This is a genomic window from Bacillus sp. FF-1 (genome assembly GCF_028548245.1).
Lineage (GTDB): Bacteria > Bacillota > Bacilli > Bacillales > Bacillaceae_G > Bacillus_A > Bacillus_A paranthracis.
In genome coordinates this window covers 826535-847725 of sequence record NZ_JAQQGG010000001.1, presented here as the reverse complement: position 1 = coordinate 847725, position 21191 = coordinate 826535, and the positions used below count along the sequence as shown (strand labels likewise).

Below are 21191 nucleotides of genomic sequence, written 5' to 3'. Positions count from 1 at the left end.
AGAGGTATACTTTAATTGGTATACCTCTTTCAAACATACACTTTACATAATAATATTATTAATATCTTTCCAATAATACGCTGTCTCTTCCACCTGTACTCGTTCTAAAAATTTCGTATCCATTTTTTCTGGATTAAATTTTTCATAAAACTTTTTAGAAGGATTATTCGTAACAACCCAAACTAATAGCGATTGCATATCATTGTTTTTACAATCCGATAAGAAAGCTTGAAATAACTTTTGTCCTATTTTCATTCCTTGATACTCTTGTAAAAGGTAAATCGCATATAATTCTCCCTCACAATTGTATGTACCAGTTCTTTCTACTCCTCCATCGATGAATCCCACTATTTCTCCATTTAACGTCTCTGCTACAAATCTAAATTGATGGTTACTTTCTTTTTGAAAAATGTTTTCCCATTGTTTTTCCCGTTTCTCATATGTTATATTTTCTAAAATCTCGTTAGGGAATATGCCTTGATATGTCGTTTTCCAACTATCAGCGTGGACCTTTGCTATACCTGGTATATCATCTTTTATCGCTCTTCTAATATGTATTTCCATCATTTCTCCCCCTCGTTTACTCATCATTATATCAATTTACTTCCTTAAAAATCCAAACAAAAAAGAGTGAATTCACTTCACTCTTTTTTGTTACAATTATCTACTTTCCACTTCAACTGAAACAACACGATCTATCTCTTTTAGTGAGCTATATAACTCAGTTGTATATAAATCTTCTGGAGCTAAAATAACCATCTCTAATTGCTGAAATGCTCCACTATCTATATCTTTAATCTTCACGCGTTTTACATGCATTCCTAAATTTTTAATCTGCTTAAATATACCATCTAACTCATGATGCTCTTTTACAGTAATTTTAATAGACAAGTCCTTTTGTCTTAATGAATACGGTCCTGCAATTTTCACAAGTTGCGGAAGTACATTAATTGCTAAAATAATTAAAATCATAGCAACCGTCGCTTGTAAATAAAATCCTGCTCCAATCGCAATACCTAAAGCTGAAGCAGCCCACACCATAGAGGCGGTCGTTAATCCAGAAATAACGTCATTACTTCTTCGTAAAATAACACCTGCTCCAAGAAAACCAATTCCACTCACAATTTGAGCAGCTAAACGCATGGGATCCATATTTGTATGCCCTGGAACAGAATATACATGTACAGATTCAATTGAAACCATCGTAATTAAACAACTTGCTACAGAAATAACCATACTTGTTTTCACACCAAGTGGTTTATTCTTTAGCTGCCTATCTATCCCGATGAATAATCCTAAAAAGAGTGCTAAACCTAATTTGAGTAAAAATTCATATGACATATTTCCAGTCTCCTTACTTTACAATGTTTCCCTTGGAATAATTCACTATAACTCTTTTATGATATCAATTCCAGTCTTTTCTATTCATTTAACGTAAAAAACCGAAAAAACATTTGTGACGATGTTTCTCCGGCTTTTTATTACGCTTAAAACTCTTCTTTATTTCTTATCTTTAATCTTAATCTCTGCATCTTTGTAGAATGCTAATTTACTGTCATTATACTCTTTTGTAAAATTGTTAAATTGCTCTTTTGATTTTTGTGCTTCCATAGTTAATTCATTAACAGCCTTAACTTTTTCACCAATCTCTTTTAATTTCGTTTCTTTTACTTTTAATTTTTCATACAATTCTTTTTCGGTCGCTAACGCCTTCGTATAATTTTCATTCATCTTTTGGAATGCATCATAACGATTTTTATACGACTCTTCTACTGCTTTCGCTTGTTTTTGTAACTTTTTATCTTCAAGCTTCTCTATATTTCCTTGAACAGATTTCGTTTCTTTCTGAGCTTTTTCTAGCATTTCTTTCTCATTTTTCAAAGCTTTTTCACGATCATCTACATTGGCAGTAGCCTGCTCTATTTTCTTCATAACAGCGTCATTATGATCTTTACCTTCTTGTAAAATTTGAGAATATAGTTCTTGGCCTTCCTTCTCTAACTTCTCTAATTTTTTCGCTTCATCAACTAATGATTTCTCTTGTGTCGCCGCTGTTTCAAAAGCTGTATATAGGTTTTCTTCTGGTTTTTCACCGAAACAACCTGTTAATAGTCCTACTGATAGTGCTCCAACTACTGCTACTTTTCCATACTTCAACGTTCATTCCTCCATTACATACGGTTATCATGCCAGAAATTCACTGGGAAGTGACTCTCTTCATGATAAGCTTCAAACTCATAACCCTTTTCTTTTAACCCTTTTAAAATTGCTGGCACAGCAGCAACTGATTGCGGATGAATATCATGCATTAAAATGACTTCTTGTGTTTTTGTTGCATTTGTTAATACATTTTGAGCAATTTGTGCTGCAGCTGCATCAACTTGCATTTTATTATATTTCCAATCTAATGAATCAATTGTCCAATCCCACACTTTAAAGCCGCCCTCTACCACTTTATTTCGAAGACTTTCATTTAATCCAGGCATTGAACCGTATGGTGGACGTGTTAATTTAGGTGATTTCCCAATAATATTGGCGATTAAGCTTTGATCTTCTTTCATCTCATTTACATACTCGCCATTTTTATATAACTTTGCAAAATTATGCGTCATACTATGCATTCCTACATAATGACCTTCTGCATTTTCTCGTTTCACTAAATCTGGAAACTCTTTTACATTCGCTCCAATTAAAAAGAATGTCGCCTTCGCATCATGTTGTTTTAACGTATTTAATAATTCAGCCGTATATTTCCCCGGGCCATCATCAAATGTAAGATAAGCAACTTTTCTTTCCTTGCCATTAAAACGACTTGGTGCCGTTTTATTCATTTCTACTTTCGGTTGTTCACTTGCGAGTTGTACTACATTTTCTTGTTTTGCAACAGCCTTTGCTGGTGAAGTAATGGATTGAAACATGAAATACCCAATAGCTACTGCTGCAATCGCTATTAAAACGAATACTACTCGTTTAATTTTAAAAGCTTTTTCCATTCTATCGAATTCCTCTCCCTATTAATCTTATATATAAATCACCCAATATAATTATACATCTATTTATTTTATTACACTATATAAACAGATTTTATATGTATTATAATGGGAGTTTTATCAAAATGGTCGTTCCTATTCCTTCTTTACTTATAATATTTATTGTACCTCCATGAAGCTCCACCATTTTTTTAACGATGGCTAAACCAAGACCCGCACCTGTAGCATAATTATTAATCTGGTAAAATGACTGTTCTATATACGGTAAATGCTCTTTAGCAATTCCAATCCCTTCGTCTTTCACCTTTATCACTGCTTGTCCTTTATTTTTAGTCACTTCAATATATACTTTACCATTTTTATGTGAATATTTAATGGCATTTTAAACAATATTCAAGAAAATTTGCTTTAGTCTATTTCGATCTCCTATCAATTCGATTCTTTCTATAGTTTTGATGAATTGCATTTGCTTCTCTTCAGCATTAGGAGTTAATTGCCAAATCTTCTCCTCTAGTATATCGTATAATTGCACCTTTTGTTTATATAAATTGAAATGATTTAAGTATAAAAAATCGTTACAGAAAAGTTACAAATCCATCTCGATAAAAAAAGATTGGCAAAGGCCAATCTTTTTTTATTATTCATTTCGAACTGGCTTTGGTGTTACACCTAAATGTTCATTTAATTTTTTCGAAATATCTTTCACATTTTTTTCATTTGGAATGTAATAATAAATGCCTCCGATACGTTTATCCGTACCTTCCACTTGCATTTTTTCCATTTCCAAATTAGATCCTGCCATATTTTTCGTAATAGCAAGCATATCATCGAAAGTTAAGTTCGTTTTCATATTTTTATCAACCGCATCAAGTAAAGAGCCCATTTTGCTAATAGATTGAACAGACATCGCTTTTTTAGCAATTGCTTCAATTACAAGTTGTTGTCTTTGACCACGCATTGCATCACTGTCAATTTTACGCGTTCTTGCAAGCGCAAGTGCTTGTTCTCCATTTAAATGTTGGTAGCCTTTCTCTAAATGAATCATACCTGCTTGGTCTTTACTATCTTGTTCAGTGAAAGTAACTGGTACATCAATATCAATACCACCAAGTGAATCGACAATTTGTACGAATGATTCAAAGTTAAACTTCACATAATAATCAACAGGAACATTTAAAAATCTTTCCACTGTATCGCGTGTACTTTCAACACCACCAAATACGTGTGCATGTGTAATTTTATCTAATTTCTTTCTAGATGGAATATATACACGTGAATCACGCGGAATACTTACTAATTTAACTGATTTATCATCTTTATTAATTGTTGCTAATAAAAGTGCATCTGTTCGAACAGCTTCTCCGTATTGGCTTTTTCTCATTTCACTACCATCAACACCCATAATTAGAATTGAAATGTTATCCTTTAAAGGTTCAACTTCTTTATCACGCTTCGATGATTTATCAATTTGTGCATATGCATCACTTACTACTGCTTTTGCTTTATTATATATTAACGATCCATATCCTACTCCACCAAAAATAAGTAAGAACAATGGAATTATAATGAACCATTTTATTGATTTTCTTTTAGAACGTTTTTTACTGCTTCTCGTATTCTGTTCTAATTCAGAGCTCATATCCATTCGCCTCTCTTTCTCTTTCCCAATTATAATGCAAGTCTATTAACCTTCATATTGAATTTCCTTTCAATTACCTTACAATTTTGTAAGGTTACTGCGCAAATCCAATATGTACTCCATTTCACATTATACTCTCGTGCTTATTTTTGGCAAGTCACTATTTATATAAAATTATTTTTTAAATTCATATATTATAATTTTATTAGTTTGGTGTATACATAGTTTGCTTTCCATTATTAATAATGAAAGCTGATTTTGCTTTTATTTTCGTCTTTTGTATTTCTATCTCTTCATTTGAGAAATTCACAATAATTTCAATATTTTTTCCATACGAAGCTGATTGTACTAACTTATCTTCTGACAAATATGCAAAGTTCGTCATTTCTTCTTTTACTGCCTTTTCATGAACTTCATTCCAAACTTTCAGGTGCTGCGTAATTTCTTGTTTATGCTTATTCCACTCTACTTTATCTAAATGGTACAACGGAGGAACGTTATACAATAATTCGTATAACATACGGTTTCTAACCTCATCTTTTACTTTCAAGCTTCCCCATTCCCAGTGGTGCGTTGTAATTACAGAATCATTGTATACTAATTTATATAATGGTACTGAATATGCAGGATTTAAATATACTTGTTTATACTCTTCTTTTAACGGTACTTGTTTCGCATATTTTTCTGGAACATTTTGATTCGGTGACCAATATCCACCTACATAATACGGACTTGTTTTATTTTTCCTCATATCTTCATCGTCCCATTTAATTACAGGCGTTTCAATACCATGAGCAAATGCAATCGTACTACTAGCAAAATCATTTCCGCCTTCAGAACCAACGACCATACCCTTTTCTTGCGCAATGTAGTCCATTCGTTTTAAACGTGCTTTTAAATCTTGCTCTTGTGTCGTTATATGTTTCGCTGAATAGTCATCGTAAATTTCACCTGTCGCATCACAATCAATAAACCATGAATTATATTTAGGTCCATTTTGTAATATATCGTTCATTCGTTCTTTTACACTAGGAAGAGATAAAGTTGGATTTAATTTTCGCCCTCTACCTAAAAACCCTTGCACCTTTTCTCCATTTTTCTTCGTTACAGTAGCCTCTTCGTATAATGATGGGTCATTAAAGGATGCTGTGTTCCAATTTTTATCACTTTTTTCGTGAATGGAATGATATGAGTCATACGGACCAACTAAATACCCCATTTCCTTAGCTTCTGTCACGAAATTAGGTTGCATAAATCCTTGTTCCCAGTTTGGCAGACCAATCCACGCTTTTTCTATTCCTGCCTCTTTCATTTCCTTTAGTATGTCCGTTCCATCTGCATTACCCCATTTACTTACCTCTTCAACCGCATCACCAAGTAACGACTTTAATAAATGCTTATTTAAGCTATACAATTCTGTATTCGTTAAGTGACCTACACCTTTCTTTAATAGCACACTAGCTTCCTGATTAACGTTTTGAAAAATATCATCTTTATAAAATTCTTTCATTGATAACACTTCGTTTATATAACGTAAAATAACATTTTTTTGATACTTATCAATGAAATCTTGTTTACTTACTTGATCTAATACATTCAATTCCCCAGGCTCTGAACTATATTTTTGAATAAGCTCTTTTATATGGCTAAACAAAGGGCTATTTATTTTCTCTCTTAGCTTTGGCCAATTTACATTACTTTCTGATAAGCCATTTTGATTCCAAAAATAAAAATGAGCTGCACCGTAAAGCTTTTCTATCTCTTTATTTTTTCTAGCCTTTTCTTTTAACGTTTTAAATTCACCTTTTCGAGCGATATTGTCTTTATACAGTTTAGCAATACTTACTACATCATTATTTGTCACATATACTTGAAATCCATATGTTTTATTTTTATTTATACGCGGAAATTCATGTATAAAATCAAACCCGATTTTCGGATCCGAATGAAATTTCACCTCATTATTAAACATATTGTTCGCGATATATACAATTGAATATTTCAAACCATTTAATGCGAAAAACTTCATAGAAAATGATTCAGCAAATGAATATGCATCATCCTTTAAAAACTTCTTCCAATTTTCATCATTACTCGAAATTTGCTTCCCTTCCCATAACGGAAGTGTATAATTTTCAGCTTGTACTTTCGGCCAAGTAAAGCTTTCTGCACCAGTCGATTCTACTTCAATATTTAAGTGATCTTTTTTCTTCTCTAGACTCACTTTTACTTTTTGATCTGGATATTCCCAAGATGTACGATCCTTTTCTTTTTTTACATTCAACACCTTCATTTTCGGCAAGGGCTGTGATGCCAGTTCCTTTACGCCATCATGTTCTACAATTAACGTGAAAGTCTCTGGATTGACATCATAAGTAAATTCTTTATACGTTGCTTTCTTTATTTTAGACTCTTGAACAGTATTGCTACCTTTTACATCACACCCGACTAAAGTCGAAAATGGCATCGTTGTAAGAAGACATATTGCTATCATTTTTTTCATCTTCTGCACCTCCACCACTGAATATACAGAGGCTTTGTTACAGGAATGTGGCAAAAAAATAGAACCAGCATAATGCTAGCTCTATTTTTGGGATTAAAAATAAATATATATATGGGCAACTATAATCTGCTTAATATATATAGTACAATAACCGTGTTTTTTCATCCTCACTAATTATAAAAGCAAATCATTCAAAGCTTTAACATGCATTTCTTAACTAAAAAAATAAGTGTATATAATATACGCTAAAACTAGCACTAAAATTACTAGCGCTGTACCTTTCCAATTCATACCACCCGCCATATCAACTGGACTACCCGTTTCAGCTCTGTTGAGCCCATCATGTAAAGAACCGGTAGAATTGTTTTTCAATTCACTTTGCCTTATACGTTCTCTTTTTTCTTCCGGTAACTCTTTCTTCATATGATCCGTTCACCTCCAAGTTAATATACTCTTTACTAAATTATACATTCATATTTTTCTTTTATATGCAAACATATTTACAACATAAAGAAAGCTAGCGATACTAGCTTTCTTTATAATCCAATATGTTCTTCTTTATTTACAGTAATCCCTCTATGATCAATTTCTAGCTCACACACTTTCATAGACGTAAATACTCTCGCTAATTGCTCAGCAATTTCTTGACGTTTCTCATACGGCGTTAATATAAAAATAGATGGTCCTGCACCGCTAAGCGCTGTACCGTATGCACCGAATTCTTTTGCACATTTACGAATAGATGGTAATAACGGTACAAGCTCTAAACGATACGGCTCGTGAAAATGATCCCTTTCCATCATTTCGCCTACAACTTTCCATTTCTTTTGACATAAAGCAGCTACTAATACATTACTTATTGCACTAGCCTTAACAGCTTCATGAAACGGGAATACATCTGGTAATACAGATCGACTTTCATCTGTATTTAGCTCTTCATTTGGAATAAGAGAAATAACACCTAATTCCTTACTTTCAATTCTTACAACCGAAACATTCTTTCCATCAAGTGCTCCGATTACAGTTCCTCCTAATATAGAAGCAGCAACATTATCAGGATGACCTTCAAAATTTGTAGCAATTTGAACTCTTTGATCAGTCGTTAAGTTCAATTTTCCGAGTTGATTCGCAAGCTCTATCCCAGCTACAATTGCTGATGCACTACTTCCTAGACCTCTTGTTAGCGGAATGTTACTAGTAACTTCTATTATATAGGGTGATAAAGAAGGACATACTTTACATGCCGTGCTAACAATTAAATTTTTATCGTCTGTCGGAATTGAATCTTCAAAGGAATGGATTACTTGCCATTTATCAGCTTTTTCTTTAACTACTACATGTAAATATAATGACAAAGCTATTCCTACTGAATCGAATCCAGGTCCAACATTCGCTGTACTAGCAGGAACACGAATACTTAATGGTATCACGACATAATCACCCCTTTAATATGCTCTTTAATTTGTTCTATATTATTTGAAACACTTGCAATATCTAATGTATTAGAAGAGATTGCGATATCAGGATCTTTCAAGCCGTTTCCAGTTAAAACTGCAACAACTGTTTCTCCTTTTTTGATTTTTCCAGATTGAACATGTTTCATTACGCCAGCTAATGAAGCATTCGATCCTGGCTCAGCGAAAACCCCTTCCGATTTTGCTAATAATCTATACGCATGTAAAATTTCTTCATCTGATACCATATCTATTTCACCGTGAGATTGCTCAGCAGCCTCTACTGCATATGACCAACTTGCTGGGTTACCGATGCGAATCGCTGTTGCAATTGTTTCTGGCTCGTCAATTACATGCCCTTTTACAATAGCAGCTGCTCCTTCCGCTTCAAATCCATGAATTCTTGGCTTCTTATATCCTTTTTCTTTCTCATATTCACAGAAACCCTTCCAGTACGCTGTAATATTCCCAGCATTCCCAACAGGAATCGCTAAAACATCTGGTGCACTTTGCAATTGGTCACAAATTTCAAATGCTGCTGTTTTTTGCCCTTCAATTCGATAAGGATTTACCGAGTTAACTAATGTGATTGGCTCTTCTGCAGCAATATTTCTTACAGCCTTTAGTGCATCATCAAAATTTCCTTCTATTGAAATAATTTCAGCACCATAGGCAACTGCTTGCGCTAATTTTCCATGTGCAATTTTCCCTTCTGGGATTACGATAATACATTTCATTCCAAGACGTGCCGCGTATGCTGCGGCCGATGCTGATGTATTACCTGTTGACGCACAAATAATGGCCTCTGAACCTTCTTCTTTTGCCTTTGCGACTGCCATTACCATACCACGATCTTTAAAGGAACCTGTCGGATTCGCTCCTTCGTACTTACCATATAACTGAATCCCTAATTGTTTTGATATATTTAATAACGGAATAAGGGGTGTATTTCCTTCCATTAAGCTCACATCAGGTGTGTTTTCGTTTACCGGTAAATAAGAAGCATATTGGTTTAATAGTCCTTTATACATATTGTTTTTCCTCCTCAATAATGTAGTAACTGTTTATTTCACTTGCGACATCTTCTATCGCTCCTAAAACTCGTTCGAATTGATACTTTGAAGTTTGATGTGTCACAACAACGACTTCTGCAAGTTCACGATTTAAAGGTAATTGAATCACTTCTTTTAAACTTACAGAATAATTAACGAAACATTCTGTTATTTTTTGCAACATCCCAGGTTCATCTCGTAATGAGATACGTAAGAAATATTTCGAAACGACTTCTTCATCCCCTTGTAATTCATACGGTTCCGGTTCTTTTAACGCACTTTTATTTTTCTGAACTTGATTCATATTTTTAACGATTGAAATAATATCACTTACTACAGCAGAACCAGTCGGTAACTTCCCAGCTCCAGGTCCGTAAAACATTACTTCTCCTACCGCTTGCCCGTGAACATATACTGCATTAAATTCATTATTTACATTCGATAATGGATGATGACTAGGTAAAAGAGTCGGTTCTACACTTAAATGAATGGCTGATCCTTGTTTCTCTGCTTTACCAATTAATTTCATTGTAAACCCTAACTTTTCAGCCATTTGTAAATCTTCTTTTTCGACCTTTCGAATCCCTCTTACTTGCACATCATCTAAAGAAACATTCATCGAAAAACCTAAGTTTGCAAGAATCGCTACCTTTCTCGCCGCATCTAGCCCATCTACATCCGCTGTCGGATCTGATTCTGCGAAACCTAATTTTTGTGCTTCCTGTAAAGCCTCTTCATACGACCATCCATTTTGACTCATCTTTGTTAACATGTAATTTGTTGTACCATTTACAATCCCCATTATTTTTTCAATTTGATCTGATGCTAATCCGTCTGTTAACCCCCTTAACACCGGAATACCGCCCGCTACACTTGCCTCATAACATAAATCACAATCATTATCGTTCGCCAGTTGGAGAAGTTCTGCACCGTATACAGCCATTAAATCTTTATTTGCTGTTACGACATGTTTCTTATTTCGTAAAGCTTTAACAATATGCTGCTTCGCTTCTTCAATTCCGCCCATTACCTCTACTACAATATCAATATTTGAATCATTTAGAACTTCATCAACATGACTTGTTACTACGATTCCATCAATACAAACATCACGTTCTTTTTCTAAATCACGTACAGCGACTGTCTTCACTTTCACTTCATACCCTGTATCAAGTGCAATTTTTTTATAATGTTCTTTCAAAATATGGACAACACCACTTCCGACCGTACCTAATCCTAACACCCCTACATTAACAACATTATTCATCTTCTAATCTCCTCCTACAATTTTATTTTTTATCAATCACCTTACTCTGCTTTTCAATCATGCAGGTGGTGGTTATTTCCGTACGTACAAATCGTTTCATGTTACAGCACCTCCTTTCAAAGTAATAAAAAAACACACTCATCCCTAGGAAAGGGACGAATGTGTTTTCGTGGTTCCACCCTTGTTCCAACCTAGACGTATTTCTCTCTAGATTGCTCAAGTTCAGATAACGGCTGATTCCGTCAATAATTACTAGATTACTCGTTCACTATTGAAGTTCAAAGGTGGTAAAATCATTTCTCGTGTTAGGAAGCTCACACCCTTGACTTCCCTCTCTGTAAACCGTAAAAATGATTCCGTGTCCTTATCGTTACTTTTCGTTCATGTTTATTTGTTAACTCATTATACTCGCATAAAAAACAAAATCAATACTATTTTTTAATTATTTTCAATTTTCAATCTGTAACCCATAAAAAAAACACACTCATCCCTAGGAAAGGGACGAATGTGTTTTCGTGGTTCCACCCTTGTTCCAATCCAGACATATTTCCTCCTAGATTGCTCAAGCTCAGATAACGGCTGATACCGTCAATAATTACTAGATTACTCGTTCACTATTGAAGTTCAAAGGTGGTAAAATCATTTCTCGTGTTAGGAAGCTCACACCCTTGACTTCCCTCTCTGTAAACCGTAAAAATGATTTCGTGTCCTTATCATTACTTTTTCGTTCATGTCTATTTGTTAACTTATTATAGTTATCAATCTTTTAAAAAGCAAGCCTATTTTTGTTCATTATTTTTAAAAATACGAATCATTTTATTTTAAAATAACAAATCATCTAATATAGATTTCTACTCTTGCACATGTATTCATCACTTACAAACTAACAAGATTGATATTAAAGTCTCATTCTAAAACGTTTAGAGTTTCACACCTCAACACTATATTTAAAAAAGTATTTTTTCAATATAATCTTTCCCTATAACTTTCTTCTAAAGAACGTGCAACATCTTCTTCTGAAGCATTCACTTTCGCATGCTCCAACAACATTTTTGCTGCTGAAGGTAACTCTTTTTTATGTAACCAAGATTCCGGATCCCACATTTTAGAACGAATAAAAGCTTTTGCACAATGAATATAACACTCTTCTATTTCAACAACAATTCCAAGTAGCGGATTGCGTCCATTTACCTGCATTTCTTGCAAAATTTCTTCGTCGTTTGTTATATACGCTCGGCCATTTATTCTGAGTGTCTCCCCAAGACCTGGGATGAAAAAGATTAATCCTACACGTGGATTGGAAATAATATTCAAAATGGAGTCTATACGGCGGTTGCCTGGTCTTTCTGGAATGATAATTTTATTATGGTTTAATACGTAAACAAATCCAGGTGCATCTCCTCTCGGTGAAGCATCACACTCTCCTAATTTATTTGCTGTAGATAATACTAGAAAAGGAGATTTAGACAGAAAATCTACGCAATGGTGGTCTAATGATGAAATAACCTTTTTCAAAGCTCGCTCACTTGGTTCCCCTAATATTTTCCGTAATTCTACCTCAGTTGAAATAATCGATTTTATTTCCGTCCTCTCTATACCCACTTATACCCTCTCCTTTTTTCTTTATTTTCCCAAAATCCATTACAAATATTGTATAATAAAATTTGCAGAAAGGGGAATTAAAATGACAGAGTGGTTAACGATATTTGATTCTGAAAGAAATACACTTGGGAAGAAATTACGTGATGAAGTGCACCGTGACGGTGATTGGCACGAAACATTTCATTGTTGGTTTGTAGAAAAAGATGATGAAGATATGTTTTTATATTTCCAATTACGCTCTAAAAATAAAAAAGAAGCTCCGAACATTTGGGATATTACTTCAGCTGGACATATTATGCATGATGAAGATGTACAAAGTGGTGGTCTTCGTGAAATTGAAGAAGAATTGGGGCTTTCTTTTCAAACGACTGATTTAGCATATAAGGGCATCTTTAAAATAGATTATGAAATTTCAAATCTTACGGATCGCGAGTTTTGTCATATGTATTTCCACAATGTCATCAATCCACTTCCATTCGCACCAGGTGAAGAAGTAGACGATGTGATGAAAATACATGCAACTTCTTTTCTACAGCTATTAAAAAGAGAGATTCCATCTTTTACAGCTACTTCTGTTTTGAGCAATAAACCGCTAACGATAACTTTTGATGATATCTATCCATATGATCTTGCATACTATGAATTTGTTGTTGAACAAGGAAAAGACTTACTAGAAAATAATAGTTTATAAATAAAATAGGACTCCTAGCATTATATTGCATGAAGTCCTATTTTTTCATTATTGTTCAAGCATTTTTAATCTACTCTCTACTCGTATAAATAAACGAATGATTAATAACAGCATAATCACCATAATCGCTATCATTGTATGTGGATATCTAAACAGTATACTAACAACACTTCCAATTAACATCATAATGAATCCGTTTTGCTTCATCACTTCTGCACTATACCTATTACCTACATCCCATAATTCTTTATTTTTCATAGATCGTTTCGTACGATAACCATATGCCGCATTAATATCGGTCGGTGGATTTTTTTGAAGGACAATCGCCGCAAGTATAAATATAATACCTATTAAAATACTCATTCCTATGTTTATTAGTGCATACATCAATTATATTCCCTCCTAACAACCTACAGCTTCATTATACGACAAAATCCTTTTTTTTCTAATTTAACAACACATTCACTTCCGCTCTTTCGATGTTTGGAACATACTTGGCAGCGTTACAAAGCGCGCCCCTTTCGTTTTTAACTGCGGAATCATTTTGTCTAGCGCCTCTACAGATCCTTGCAGGCGTCCACCTGGAGTTGAATGTTGAAGTATGATACTACCAGGGAATGAGTTCCCTAACACATTATTTGTAATCGTATCAGCACTTACACCTTTCCAATCAACTGTATCCACACTCCACTGTACAATCATAAAGTTTTGCTCAGTTGCCCAATGCAATTGATTTTCAAGTATTTCACCATACGGCGGGCGTATAAATTTAGGAGCATAGCCGGCTATACGTTTTAATATTTCTTCCGTTTTTATAATTTGATTACGGTACTCATCCTCATTTACTTTCGCTAAATTAGGATGACTATACGTATGATTACCAATTACATGCCCTTCATTCGCAATACGCTTTACTACATTTGGAAACTTTTCTGCATTTTCACCAAGCAGGAAAAAAGTCGCTTTTACATTATGTTGTTTTAACTTATCTAATATTTTTGGCGTGAATTCTAAATCCGGTCCATCATCGAATGTAAGTGCGACTTCCGCTTTATTGTACGGTCCTGAAAATGCGTACGCATATTTTTCAACCCAAGAAAATGGCGTCCACGATCCACGCTCATCTGCTTTCATTTGTACTTCATAATTTTGAGGGGTATATGCGTATGGCAATGAGTTTATATAGTCTCCATAATAAAATGAGTTATATGGCATATAAGCATACGAAACATTTCGTTCTAGTCCCCATTGATATGGAGTAAACATTTGTGGCGAATAAAAATAATACATGATAAAAACCTCCCTAAATTTTCATATGTGATTCCTCTGCACTTTGTTAGAGAAATTGTTATTCATAAACAAAAATAAGACTGTCCGTCATTTGGACAGTCTTACTGCTGACTATTATTAATAAATTGATGTACTATCTTTCGGTAAAGCTTTCACATGTTTTAAATAACTTGTCACTCTGTCGTCATCACCTTGCGGGTACGGATATCCATAAGCGTTAGCAATTTCGTTCGCCACTTCCCTAAATAAATTACCCATGACAAAGAATGACTCCCATATGTTTTCATATTCCGCATTAGAAAATGTCCTCTTAAATTGCACCCACATATCTTTTTCAATATATTTCTCGAAATGCTTTCCAAATTTACCTGCATTAACTGTAAAGTCTGTTTTCATACCAATATGCCATTCTAGCATTACTATGAACATATCTCGCACTGGTCCTTCAAGCATTCCTTTTGCATAAGAAAGCTCTTCTCTCCATAACCCTTTTGCCACATTCGTACTACACCACCAAAATTCATTACAGCAACCTAAAAACTCTTTTTCTGTAGGCTTTTTTATTAAGTAATCTTTATCGCTTGCTGGCGGGAATTCTTCCATACAATTATCTTTATCGAGAAGTAATTTACTTAAACTATCTTGTCCAACGAACTTTTTTATTAAATCAACCGGAACTAATGTTAAATCAATCCGATTTCCATCCATGAACTGCATTAAATACGGAAACTTCCCGTCTCCATCTGGTGGAACTAATGACATTTCTTCTGGCATTTGTACAATCATTATTTCTCCAAACCTATGAATCCAATTATGATTAGACGTAAAAGAGCGTATATCTTTTACAACATATATAATATCGTAGTCTTGAAAACAATCTCTTTTCACATTTGGATTTACACGCGATCCATTCATGATGACAGCTCGAATTCTTTCATCCTCTTTTGCTGTATTCATAATTAAGTCTATCATTTCTTTTTCTGTTCTCATCTACTCACAACCTCCAATTTTTTATATAAAATATAGTGATATGTATATAGGAGGTCCACGAGCTAACTGCGTTGTATACGATACAAGTTATAATTTTTCAAACATCTTTTTCATTCTATTTATCTCCTTTCGTTATTCTTTTACGAAAATGTAAAATCTTTCGGTATTCATACATCACTCATATATTGATCAACAGCCGTCCACTTCTCAATCATACTCATGGAAATACCATCGCTTTCAATACTTTTCTACTATTCACTTTCAATTATACAGAAAATTTTATCTTATATACAAAAAATAAAGAAGGGACATCTACTTCATTACAAAATAGATATCCCTTCTTTTGTTTATACATGTATCCCTTACGGATTAGTAGACCAAAGTCCTGCTGATTTAATAAATGTACGTTTATTTAATTTCAGCTGCGCTACGATAAACTCTGCAATATCTTCTGCTTGCATAACTTTATCAGGATTTCCATCAGTTAGCCCTAAATCTACAGCCATATCTGTTGCTACTGTACTTGGAGTTAAAGCAGTTACGCGAATGTTATGTTTACGAACTTCCATCGCTAACGATTCTGTTAAGCCAAGAACACCAAATTTAGAAGCACTATATGCACTTGTTACAGGTGCACCTTTTTGTCCTGCTGTAGATGAAATGTTAATGATATCACCAGATTGTTGTTCAATCATGCTTGGTAAAGCTGCACGAGTTGCATAGTATACACCCATTAAGTTTACTTGAATGATTTTTTCCCAATCAGCAACGTCTAGTTCTAAAAACTTACCGAACTTAGAAATACCAGCGTTATTAATTAAAATATCGATAGATCCTAAACCGTTTTTTAACGTCTCAATTGCAGTAGTCACTTCTTCATATGAAGAAACATCAGCAGTCGCAATAACAGCTTTTACGCCTTCTGCTTCTACTTCTTTCGCTACAGCTTTTAAGTTTTCTTCTGAGCGAGCTAAAAGACCTACATTTACGCCCTCTTTCGCTAATGCGATCGCTACAGCGCGACCAATCCCTCTACCTGCTCCTGTAATTAAAGCATTTTTGCCTTGTAATAATTCTGCCAAGTATAACACTCCTTAATCATCTCAGTTATGTATTATATTAAAATTGTATCTATGTTTATGTAAAAAGGCAATGATGCACTTTCATGTGCGTAGGTTACTTGTAGGTAACTATAGAAAGTTCTTATTTATAATTCTCATCTTTTTTCCATAATTCATGTAAAATAGAAATAAATTCCATAAAGGAGAGCATATGCGTATGAAAAGAAAAAATGGTTCTTGTCACTATCTGCAGTCGGACTATTTAGCATATTTTTGGCTATGTACTTTATATTTGGTAATCCACTATATTATAAAGTAATAGAAAAAGAAACTAACGAATATCTCCATACTATAAAAGGATATAAGCAAAAAGAAATACAAAGCATAACCGGAAAATATACTTCCCTTTATAATATTGGCTATTATGCAGAGGTAGTATATAAAGACGAACCTTATTTTACATACTCTTATACATACGATAATAATAAAAAAATAATACAAGACAATGGCATTTTAGGAAGACATACTGAATCATTTGAGCATCTTAATTTAAATTGTTCACTGTTCGATCAACTAATACAAGGGATTCATACGAACTTACAAGAAAGAGGTTTAAGTGAAAAAAAGGATTATTCTATACGACACATTCATTTCATTGATATAGATGATGATAAAAACGATGCAGAAGCATACGTTGACTTTAAGAAAGATGAAAAATCAGATTATTCATACCGTATGAATAATGAAGGAAAAGCTTATCAATATAGTTGCAGTAATGGGAAATGTATTTTTAAAGAAAAATAGTGTTAGAATGTTCCCCTTCTAACACTATTTCTCTTCATGATTCGAAATACGTACAATAAATTCCGTACCACTGCCTTCCTCACTCTCGACTTTTATTTCTCCTTGATGAAGGTCGAGTACTTTTTTTACGATAGCCAAACCTAAGCCACTCCCTCCATAAGCACGATTTCGTGAAGAATCCGCTTTATAAAAACGCTCAAAAATATGTTGCTTCTGTTCTTCAGATATTCCAATTCCCGAATCGCGAATACGCACTTCCACTACTTTCTCATATTCTTTTAACTGGATTGTAATTGTGCCAACACTTGGAGTAAATTTAATACTATTATGAATTAAATTAATCCAAACTTGACTCATACTTTCTTGGTCAGCAGTAATGTGCACTTTCCCTAAATTAAGTTCCAATTCAATTTCTTTTTCAGCCCAGAGCGGTTCACTATTTAACACAATTTGCTTTAACTGTTGATCTAATCGATAAGTTACTCTTTCTGGTGTATATTCTTCCGACTCTAAAAGGGTAAGCTTCAGTAAATTTTGACTTAGTTTAGATAATCTCGTCGTTTCCGTTTCAATAATGGTAAGGTAATGCTCTCTCTTTTCCTCGGAAAGATTGTTATCTTGTAGCGCTCTAGCAAATCCTTTTATAGAAGTTAATGGTGACTGTATTTCATGAGAAACATTCGATACAAATTCCTGGCGCATTTTCTCCATCGCATTTAGTTCATCTGTCATATCATTTATACTTTTTACGAGCACACCAATTTCTCCATCATATTTCTCTTCATTTCGTATTTTTACGGAGAAGTCCCCTTTTGCAATTTTTTGTATCGGTTCAATAATAGTCCAAATCATCGCCTCTCGCTTCGGTCTCATTAATACTGCAATTAATATCCAAAGAAGAATCATAAATATAAAACTGAGTATGTCACTAATGAGGTAGGTAACAAAAGGAGATAAATGTATTGCAAGTGCATCCAATATACTAGATGATACATAAAATGCTGTAGACCAAATAATAGTAAGAAAAGAAAAGAGTGCTATTATCGCTCCCGTTACTTTTAGCATCTTGAATTTACTCATTCGCTCTCTTCTTCTCATTTACTTACCTCTAAGCGATATCCTAAGCCTCTTATCGTTTTAATACTAAATCTCGATTTCTCTTCTTGGAACTTCTCACGTAACCGATTCATATGAACATCTAATGTTCGCTCATTTCCTTCAAAATCATATCCCCATACATCTTCAATTAATTGCTCTCTCGAACAAGTTCTTCCCGCTTTAGAGCCTAAAGTAAATAGCAATTCGAATTCTTTTAGTGGTAACGTAACTGTTTGTTCTCCAATTGTAACTTCAAATGTTTTACGATTTAACAGTACATTTCCAACTTGAATTGATTGCGATACTGTAATTTGGTAACGTTTCAATAACGCCTTAACTCTCACTACTAGTTCTATCGGATCAAATGGTTTTACAAGATAATCATCCGTTCCAAGATGAAATCCTTTTACTTTTTGAGACGTTTCTCCTTTAGCAGTTAACATCAAAATCGGAATATCATAGTATTTCCTTAATTCAAAACATACATCAAATCCATCCATATTCGGCATCATGATATCAAGAATAACCATATCAACTTTCACTTCATCTATTTTTTGAAGTGCATCTAGACCATCAATTGCTTCATATGTTTGAAATCCTTCCCGCTCTAAAAATACAGAAACAAGTTCTCTAATATGTGGATCGTCATCTACTATTAAAATTTTTGGTAGCAAAGAAAACCTCTCCTTTCTACGTAGCATCTTTTATATAACTTTTAAAAATGAATCACCAGCGGAGTATAAGCCCCACTGATGATTCATTTTATAATACGCCCTCTTTAATTTTCAATTGTTGCGTTGCAAATTCACGATACATGTCATGTGTGCGTAACAATTCATCATGTGTACCACTTCCTGTAAGATTCCCTTTTTCTATAAAGATAATTTTATCTGCATCTACTACAGTAGAAAGTCTATGTGCAATAACTAACGTTGTTCTGCCTTTCATTAAGTTATTTAATGCCTTTTGAACGACAGACTCTGATTTACTATCTAAACTAGAAGTTGCTTCATCTAACATAAGAATTTGTGGATTTCGAAGTAACGCTCGGGCAATGGCAATTCGCTGTCTTTGTCCTCCAGAAAGTTTCACACCACGTTCTCCAACTTCTGTTGCATATCCATTTGGCAAATCATGAATAAATGCATCCACATATGCCATCGCCGCTACTTTTTCAATTTCTTCATCTGTCACTTCTCCCTCAACGCCGTAACAAATATTATCCCGAATCGTTCCATCAATTAACGGACTATCTTGTGAAACGTAACCAATTTGACGTCGCCATGACTGTAACGAATAGTTCGTAATTGTATCTTTCCCTAATTTAATAGCACCGCTAGTTGGCTCATAAAAACGTTCTAATAATGAGAATAACGTCGTTTTCCCGCTACCACTTGGTCCTACGATTGCTGTTACTTTTCCTGATTCAATTGTGAAATCAATATTCTTTAACACTTGCTCTTCTTCGTTATACTCGAAATGTACATTTTCAAGAACGATTGGCTGCTTAGCATTTGTGACTTTCACACCTGTTTCATGATCTTCTACTTCATATTCTAAAATTGTATTAATTCTTTCCGTTGCACCAATTGCCTTTTGGAATTGTGTAAAGAACATAGATAATTGACTCATCGGCATTATAATTTGAACTAAATATAAAATAAACGCTACAAGTTCACCTGTAGTTAATGCACCGCTAGAAACACGCATCCCACCATACCCTACGATAATAACAAGCAATGCCATTAAAACAAACGACATAACTGGTGAAATTAACGCTTGCACTTTCCCTTCTTTCAAACCAAATTGCAATAACTTTTCGATACCTTTATTTCCAGTTTCATATTCTCTTTTTTCTGTGTTCGAAGATTTTACTAAACGAATTTCTGATAATACTTGCGTTAGCACACTTGTAAAAGAAGCCGTTTCATCTTGAAGTGCTTTTGAAATCTTATACATTTTTCGTCCAAGTGGAACTAAAATAAGTACTGATAATGGAATAACCGTTAAAAGTAAAAGTGTCATTTTCCAATCTAAAACAAATAATACGATTAATGATCCGACAATTGAAATACCGCCTGTTAATAAATTTGACAAATGCTCAGAAATTAATGTCTTCACAACACCTGTATCATTTGTCATTCGGCTAATTGTATCGCCTGTTCTATTTTGATCATAATAAGATACTGGCAATATAAGTACCTTTTTCCACAAACGTTCTCTTAATCCAGCTACAATCTTCTGTCCTATATAATTTAATAAATATATAGATAATCCTGCAGCTATAGTTTGCATAATAAAGAAGGCAACTAGCCCAACAATTTGTCCTGTACTAATTGACGAAAGTGAAAAATTATCTACTAATCCTTTTGTTAACATCGGAATAAATAAACTCGCTCCTGTAGAAAGTAAACTCATGAATAACGCAAAAATTAATATCCCTTTCGGAGGATTTGTATCTTGAATAAGGCGTAAAAACTGCCTCCAGCTCCCTTTTTTCTTCATTTCATTTTTAACTTCCATTTCTGTCATCTCCTCGTGTTAAACCAAACTGTTCTTTCTAAAAATAGAATACAATACGAATGTAAACTGAATGTAAACACACTTTTTCTATTTTTACAAAATATACATAAAAACTCACCTTTACAACAGATATAAATATCTGATATTATTACCTAGTGCTAAATATTATTCTATGCGAATGATAAATAATCAATTTACAATACTATATAAATCTCCCGTTATTGAAA

Annotated in this window: 20 protein-coding genes, 1 pseudogene and 2 other annotated features; of the genes and pseudogenes, 2 read left to right on the top strand and 19 right to left on the bottom strand. The window is 33.8% G+C overall.

Features of this window, described 5'->3' with window-relative positions; genetic code table 11:
- Positions 1-42: 42 nt before the first annotated feature.
- From PQF83_RS04400 to PQF83_RS04345, 12 genes and pseudogenes are all read right to left on the bottom strand, one after another.
- Positions 43-567 carry a GNAT family N-acetyltransferase gene (locus tag PQF83_RS04400; RefSeq protein WP_048520149.1) on the bottom strand — a complete coding sequence of 175 codons (525 nt, stop codon included), beginning with the start codon at positions 565-567 and terminating at the stop codon, positions 43-45.
- 93 nt (positions 568-660) lie between these two features.
- The gene (locus PQF83_RS04395; RefSeq protein WP_000119508.1) at positions 661-1341 is read right to left on the bottom strand and encodes an MgtC/SapB family protein; all 681 of its coding nucleotides are present in this window, start codon (positions 1339-1341) and stop codon (positions 661-663) included.
- 159 nt (positions 1342-1500) lie between these two features.
- Entirely contained in the window at positions 1501-2157 is a 657-nt protein-coding gene (locus PQF83_RS04390; RefSeq protein WP_000873552.1) for a YkyA family protein, read from the bottom strand.
- Positions 2158-2171: 14 nt separating this feature from the next.
- The gene (locus PQF83_RS04385) at positions 2172-2993 is read right to left on the bottom strand and encodes a peptidoglycan-N-acetylglucosamine deacetylase (protein WP_000409388.1); all 822 of its coding nucleotides are present in this window, start codon (positions 2991-2993) and stop codon (positions 2172-2174) included.
- A gap of 100 nt (positions 2994-3093) precedes the next feature.
- Positions 3094-3558: pseudogene (locus PQF83_RS04380) on the bottom strand (sensor histidine kinase); the annotation flags it as partial.
- Between the two features lie 69 nt (positions 3559-3627).
- Positions 3628-4629, bottom strand: coding sequence for an LCP family protein (locus tag PQF83_RS04375; protein WP_002163688.1), 1002 nt, complete (start codon positions 4627-4629; stop codon positions 3628-3630).
- Between the two features lie 205 nt (positions 4630-4834).
- Complete coding sequence (locus PQF83_RS04370; RefSeq protein WP_000738114.1) at positions 4835-7132, bottom strand: glycoside hydrolase; 2298 nt, start codon at positions 7130-7132, stop codon at positions 4835-4837.
- A 213-nt stretch (positions 7133-7345) separates the two neighbouring features.
- Positions 7346-7555: a DUF6366 family protein gene (locus PQF83_RS04365; RefSeq protein ID WP_000711909.1), complete on the bottom strand. Its 210-nt coding sequence runs from the start codon at positions 7553-7555 to the stop codon at positions 7346-7348.
- A gap of 113 nt (positions 7556-7668) precedes the next feature.
- Positions 7669-8562, bottom strand: a complete 894-nt coding sequence (gene thrB / locus PQF83_RS04360; RefSeq protein ID WP_000612668.1) for a homoserine kinase — start codon at positions 8560-8562, stop codon at positions 7669-7671.
- Positions 8559-9617, bottom strand: a complete 1059-nt coding sequence (gene thrC, locus PQF83_RS04355) for a threonine synthase (protein ID WP_000276454.1) — start codon at positions 9615-9617, stop codon at positions 8559-8561. Before thrC ends, thrB begins: the two co-directional genes overlap by 4 nt.
- Entirely contained in the window at positions 9610-10905 is a 1296-nt protein-coding gene (locus PQF83_RS04350) for a homoserine dehydrogenase (RefSeq protein ID WP_001067138.1), read from the bottom strand. The genes thrC and PQF83_RS04350 overlap by 8 nt, the downstream gene beginning before the upstream one ends.
- A gap of 148 nt (positions 10906-11053) precedes the next feature.
- Positions 11054-11285, bottom strand: a binding site (T-box leader).
- 114 nt (positions 11286-11399) lie between these two features.
- Positions 11400-11631 (bottom strand) — a binding site (T-box leader).
- Between the two features lie 237 nt (positions 11632-11868).
- Positions 11869-12507: a pyridoxamine 5'-phosphate oxidase family protein gene (locus tag PQF83_RS04345; protein WP_000510734.1), complete on the bottom strand. Its 639-nt coding sequence runs from the start codon at positions 12505-12507 to the stop codon at positions 11869-11871.
- Positions 12508-12589: 82 nt separating this feature from the next.
- On the opposite strand from PQF83_RS04345, the gene PQF83_RS04340 reads away from it, so the two are divergent.
- Positions 12590-13198, top strand: a complete 609-nt coding sequence (locus PQF83_RS04340; protein WP_000141389.1) for an NUDIX hydrolase — start codon at positions 12590-12592, stop codon at positions 13196-13198.
- A 48-nt stretch (positions 13199-13246) separates the two neighbouring features.
- Here the strand turns inward: PQF83_RS04340 and PQF83_RS04335 are convergent, their stop codons facing one another.
- From PQF83_RS04335 to PQF83_RS04320, 4 genes are all read right to left on the bottom strand, one after another.
- Positions 13247-13585: an SdpI family protein gene (locus tag PQF83_RS04335; protein ID WP_000271090.1), complete on the bottom strand. Its 339-nt coding sequence runs from the start codon at positions 13583-13585 to the stop codon at positions 13247-13249.
- 75 nt (positions 13586-13660) lie between these two features.
- Complete coding sequence (locus tag PQF83_RS04330; protein ID WP_000291229.1) at positions 13661-14488, bottom strand: peptidoglycan-N-acetylglucosamine deacetylase; 828 nt, start codon at positions 14486-14488, stop codon at positions 13661-13663.
- Positions 14489-14605: 117 nt separating this feature from the next.
- The gene (locus PQF83_RS04325; protein ID WP_001258495.1) at positions 14606-15478 is read right to left on the bottom strand and encodes an aminoglycoside 6-adenylyltransferase; all 873 of its coding nucleotides are present in this window, start codon (positions 15476-15478) and stop codon (positions 14606-14608) included.
- Positions 15479-15840: 362 nt separating this feature from the next.
- Positions 15841-16560, bottom strand: coding sequence for a 3-ketoacyl-ACP reductase (locus tag PQF83_RS04320; RefSeq protein ID WP_000818985.1), 720 nt, complete (start codon positions 16558-16560; stop codon positions 15841-15843).
- 258 nt (positions 16561-16818) lie between these two features.
- On the opposite strand from PQF83_RS04320, the gene PQF83_RS04315 reads away from it, so the two are divergent.
- Entirely contained in the window at positions 16819-17343 is a 525-nt protein-coding gene (locus PQF83_RS04315) for a DUF3139 domain-containing protein (protein WP_001997270.1), read from the top strand.
- Between the two features lie 24 nt (positions 17344-17367).
- Here PQF83_RS04315 and hitS read toward each other — a convergent pair whose 3' ends face one another.
- The 3 genes from hitS to PQF83_RS04300 all read right to left on the bottom strand — a co-directional run bounded on the left by hitS (position 17368) and on the right by PQF83_RS04300 (position 20964).
- On the bottom strand, positions 17368-18441 hold the full coding sequence (gene hitS / locus PQF83_RS04310) for an envelope stress sensor histidine kinase HitS (protein ID WP_001254319.1): 1074 nt from the start codon (positions 18439-18441) through the stop codon (positions 17368-17370).
- Positions 18438-19115, bottom strand: a complete 678-nt coding sequence (hitR, locus tag PQF83_RS04305) for an envelope stress response regulator transcription factor HitR (protein ID WP_000937025.1) — start codon at positions 19113-19115, stop codon at positions 18438-18440. The genes hitS and hitR overlap by 4 nt, the downstream gene beginning before the upstream one ends.
- Before the next feature lie 88 nt (positions 19116-19203).
- Positions 19204-20964 carry an ABC transporter ATP-binding protein gene (locus tag PQF83_RS04300; RefSeq protein ID WP_000453240.1) on the bottom strand — a complete coding sequence of 587 codons (1761 nt, stop codon included), beginning with the start codon at positions 20962-20964 and terminating at the stop codon, positions 19204-19206.
- Between the last annotated feature and the right edge of the window lie 227 nt (positions 20965-21191).